General features: G+C 70.8%; 3 protein-coding genes and 1 pseudogene. 2 read left to right on the forward strand and 2 right to left on the reverse strand.

What is annotated here, in order from left to right; all coding sequences use genetic code 11:
- Together DLJ59_RS00380 and DLJ59_RS00385 are read left to right on the forward strand one after the other, a co-directional pair.
- Positions 1-1,121: glycosyltransferase family 4 protein (locus DLJ59_RS00380; RefSeq protein WP_148096915.1), on the forward strand; the 1,121-nt coding region annotated here is incomplete at its 5' end.
- 184 nt (positions 1,122-1,305) lie between these two features.
- A complete protein-coding gene (locus DLJ59_RS00385; protein WP_124770548.1) occupies positions 1,306-1,950 on the forward strand; it encodes a maleylpyruvate isomerase N-terminal domain-containing protein in 645 nt (214 codons plus the stop codon).
- 216 nt (positions 1,951-2,166) lie between these two features.
- Here DLJ59_RS00385 and DLJ59_RS00390 read toward each other — a convergent pair whose 3' ends face one another.
- Both DLJ59_RS00390 and DLJ59_RS00395 read right to left on the reverse strand, forming a co-directional pair.
- Positions 2,167-3,450 carry a citrate synthase gene (locus DLJ59_RS00390; protein ID WP_124770549.1) on the reverse strand — a complete coding sequence of 428 codons (1,284 nt, stop codon included), beginning with the start codon at positions 3,448-3,450 and terminating at the stop codon, positions 2,167-2,169.
- 162 nt (positions 3,451-3,612) lie between these two features.
- Positions 3,613-4,021 (reverse strand): annotated as a pseudogene (locus DLJ59_RS00395) (sulfatase-like hydrolase/transferase); the annotation flags it as partial.

A 4,021-nucleotide genomic window follows, 5' to 3' on the forward strand; every position in this document is an offset into this window, starting at 1 on the left:
TCCGCATCCTGCGCGCCCCCGAAGACCCGGTCACCTTCCCCCTCGCCACCAACTCCCTGCTGGCCTGGACCATGGCCTTCAACCACACCCTCACCCGCACCGCCCTCCGCGCCACCCAGGCCGGCGGCTACGACGTCATCCACGCCCACGACTGGCTCGTCGCCCACACCGCGATGACGCTGCGCGACCACCTGGACGTCCCGCTGGTCAGCACGATCCACGCCACCGAGGCCGGGCGGCACCAGGGCTGGCTGCCGGAGGAGATGAACCGCACCATCCACGGCGTCGAACACTGGCTCAGCAGCGAGTCCAACCGGGTGATCGTCTGCTCCGGGTACATGCGCGACGAGGTGAACGCTCTCTTCGGCGTACCGGCCGGGCGGGTCGACGTGGTCGCCAACGGCGTGGAGCCGCACCGCTGGCGGGTGCCCGCGAGCGCGGTGGCCGCCGCCCGCGCCCGCTTCGCCGGAGACGGCCCGCTGGTCACCTTCGCCGGCCGCCTGGTGTACGAGAAGGGCGTGCAGCACCTGATCGCCGCGCTGCCCCGGCTGCGCGAGCGGCACCCCGGGCTGCGTGCCGTGATCGCCGGCGACGGCCCGTACCGCGCCGAGTTGGAGGCCGAGGTGCACCGCCGCGGTTTGGGCGGCATGGTCAGCATGCCGGGCTTCCTGGGCGGCACCGACCTGCCGGCGCTGATGGCCGCGTCCGACTGCTTCGCCGTGCCCAGCATCTACGAGCCGTTCGGCATGGTCGCCCTGGAGGGCGCCGCGGCCGGCGCTCCGCTCGCCGTCGCCGCCACCGGTGGCCTCGCCGAGATCGTCGAACCGGGCGTCACCGGGATGACCTTCCGCCCGCACGACCCGGACAGCCTGACCGACGCCGTGCACGCGCTGCTGTCGGACGCCGACCGCACCCGCGCCATGGCCCGCCACGCCCGCCGGATGGTCCACGAGCAGTACGGCTGGGCGGCGATCGCCCAGCGCACCGCCGCCAGTTACGCCGCCGCCATCCAGCACGACGCGGCGTTCACGGCCGAGCGCGCCGAGCAGCGGATGTCGCAGGGCCGCGCGCTTCCGGCGCTCCCCGAGGGCAACCTGCTCGCCGCCGCCGGCCTGCGCTGACCCTCGCCCGGCCCGTTCGCGGTTGATCGACTCGGTTTTCTTGACGTCGGGGTGTCCCCGCGCTGGGGATGCCCCGATTTCCTGAAAAACCGAGTCGATCACGCTCGGGCCCGGCGGGAATGGTGCCCGTCGAGCCGGGCCGCACAGCCCGGCACCTGCCGGCCGGTCCTGCCAGAATGTGCGGATGTTTCGCGCTGTCGACGCCCTGGATGCCTCCTTTCCGATCGCCGCCTCCATGGCGCTGGACCTGATCCGACGCCCCGAGGTGTCCGAGCAGTGGTCGAGCCCGAGCGCGCTGCCGCACCTGTCCGTGGGTGGCCTGGCGTGCCACCTGGGACGTCAGGCGGTACGCGCGGCCGAACTGCTGCCGATGCCGACCGACCTACCGACGTTGGAGTCCGCCGACAACCACTACGAGCAGGCCCCCTGGGTCAGCGAGGGCACCCCGGACGAGGAGTCGGTCGCCGAGGGCCCCGACGAGGCGGACGCGGCACGCGGACCGGCCGACCTGCACGCCCGCTCCGCCCACGCGCTGGAAGTGGTCGGCGACCTGCTCTCCGGGGGTGCCGCCCGTGCTGTCGTGCCGATCCCGTGGCAGGGCTGGTCGCTGCGGCGCGGGGACTTCCTGCTCACCCGCCAGCTGGAGATCGTCGTGCACTCCGACGACCTCGCGGTGAGCGTCGGCCTACCCACGCCGGAATTCCCGGCCGATGTCTTCGACCCCGTCCGGGACCTGTTGGTCCGGCTGGCCGTGCGCCGCCGTGGTCAGTCCGCGCTGATCAGCGCGCTCAGCCGCAGCGAGCGGGCCCGGGACATCTCCGCCTTCTGACCTGCCGCCCGTCGTCGACCACCCGCCGCCCGAGGGCCGTCCCAACGGCCCGCGCGTGATCGACTCGGCTTCCTGAAAGTCGGGGCGTCCCGGCACGACGGACACCGCGCCTTCATGAAACCCGAGTCGATCATGCCGGGACGGGACCAGCCGGGAACGCGGCAGGCCGCCGACCCGTGAGCGGGTCGACGGCCTGTCGGTGAAGCGAGGAGCGGGTCAGCGCTCGCCGAAGGGGACGTAGTCCCGCTCGGCGGAGCCGACGTAGACCTGCCGCGGACGGCCGATCTTGGTCTCCGGGTCGTTGATCATCTCGCGCCACTGCGCGATCCAGCCGGGAAGCCGGCCGAGCGCGAAGAGCACCGTGAACATCTTGGTCGGGAAACCCATGGCCTTGTAGATCAGGCCGGTGTAGAAGTCCACGTTCGGGTAGAGCCGACGCGAGACGAAGAAGTCGTCGGCGAGGGCGATCTCCTCCAGCTCCATGGCGATGTCCAGCAGCGGGTCGGGCTTGGCCATCCGGCCCAGCACGTCCTGCGCGGCCTTCTTGACGATCGCCGCCCGCGGGTCGTAGTTCTTGTAGACCCGGTGGCCGAAGCCCATCAGCTTGACGCCGTCCTGCTTGTCCTTGACCTTGCGGACGAAGGACTGGACGTCGCCGTCGCCGGCGTGGATCTGCTGCAGCATCTCCAGCACCGCCTGGTTCGCGCCACCGTGCAGGGGCCCGAACAGCGCGTTCACACCCGCCGAGACGGAGGCGAACAGGTTGGCGTTGCTGGAGCCGACCAGGCGGACGGTCGACGTGGAGCAGTTCTGCTCGTGGTCGGCGTGCAGGACGAAGAGCATGTCCAGCACCTTCGACATCACCGGGTCGACCTCGTACGGCTCCGCCGGCACGCCGAACGTCATCCGCAACAGGTTGTCCACGTACCCCAGCGAGTTGTCCGGGTACAGCAGCGGCTGACCGATGGACTTCTTGTACGCGTACGAGGCGATGGTGGGGACCTTCGCCATCAGCCGAACCGTGGAGATCTCCACGTGCTCGGAGTCGAACGGGTCCAGGCTGTCCTGGTAAAAGGTGGACAGGGCGCTCACCGCGGACGAGAGCACCGCCATCGGGTGGGCGTCCCGGGGGAAGCCGTCGAAGAAGCGACGCATCTCCTCGTGCAGCAGAGAGTGCCGCCGAATCCACTCGGTGAACTCGGTCAGCTGCTGCTCGGTCGGCAGCTCACCGTAGATGAGCAGGTAGGAGACCTCCAGGAAGGAGGACTTCTCGGCCAGCTGCTCGATCGGGTACCCCCGGTAACGCAGGATCCCCGCGTCGCCGTCGATGTAGGTGATCGCGGATGAGGCAGCGGCGGTGTTCACGAAACCGGGGTCGTACGTGGTCATTCCGGTTTCCTTCAGCAGCTTGCTCACCCCGATACCGGCGGGGCCCTCGACCGCAGGATGCACCGGCATCGACAGCTGCCCACCGGGGTGATCGAGCTTGACTTCCGTCATGTGGTTCCTCGCTTCGCCGGCAGATCTACGTTGAATTGCCTTCGCTTCTACCGTAATTGCGGCTCGGGGGACAACGCCCGCCGTGGTTCGGCGGTGAGGTATGCGTCACCCGATTCCCGACCACGCGGCGGGGAAACCCTCGTCCCGATCGGCGAGATCAGGTCAGGACAGGGTGAGGTGTCGCAGCGTACCGTCCGTCGCGACCTGGAAAACGTCGAGCTTGTTGGTGCCGGCGTGGAACAGCTTGTCGTCGGCGAGCAGCGCGGCGAACCGGCGTCCGCCGGGGTCGGCCGGCACCACCGGGACGACGGCCCCGATCCGGCCGTTGACGGCGACCGCCAGCAGGGTGCCGTCCGGGATCCGGTCCGGGACGTCGCCCCAGACGAGCGCCGGGAGGGTGCCGGTGTCCGGGTCCGTGGCGGTGAACGCGGCCAGGTCGGCGACCCGGGCGCTGCCGCCGGCGGGGCCGGCCTGTACCTCGGTGCCGACCAGCGGATGCGGTGTCGGCAGGGGTGGTGGGGCGGGCACGCCGCCGGGGAAGGTGACAGGTTCGCCGGGGCGGTCGTAGAAG

Origin of the sequence: Micromonospora inaquosa (genome assembly GCF_003857055.1) — a bacterium.
In the GTDB taxonomy this organism is placed as follows: Bacteria; Actinomycetota; Actinomycetes; order Mycobacteriales; family Micromonosporaceae; genus Micromonospora; species Micromonospora inaquosa.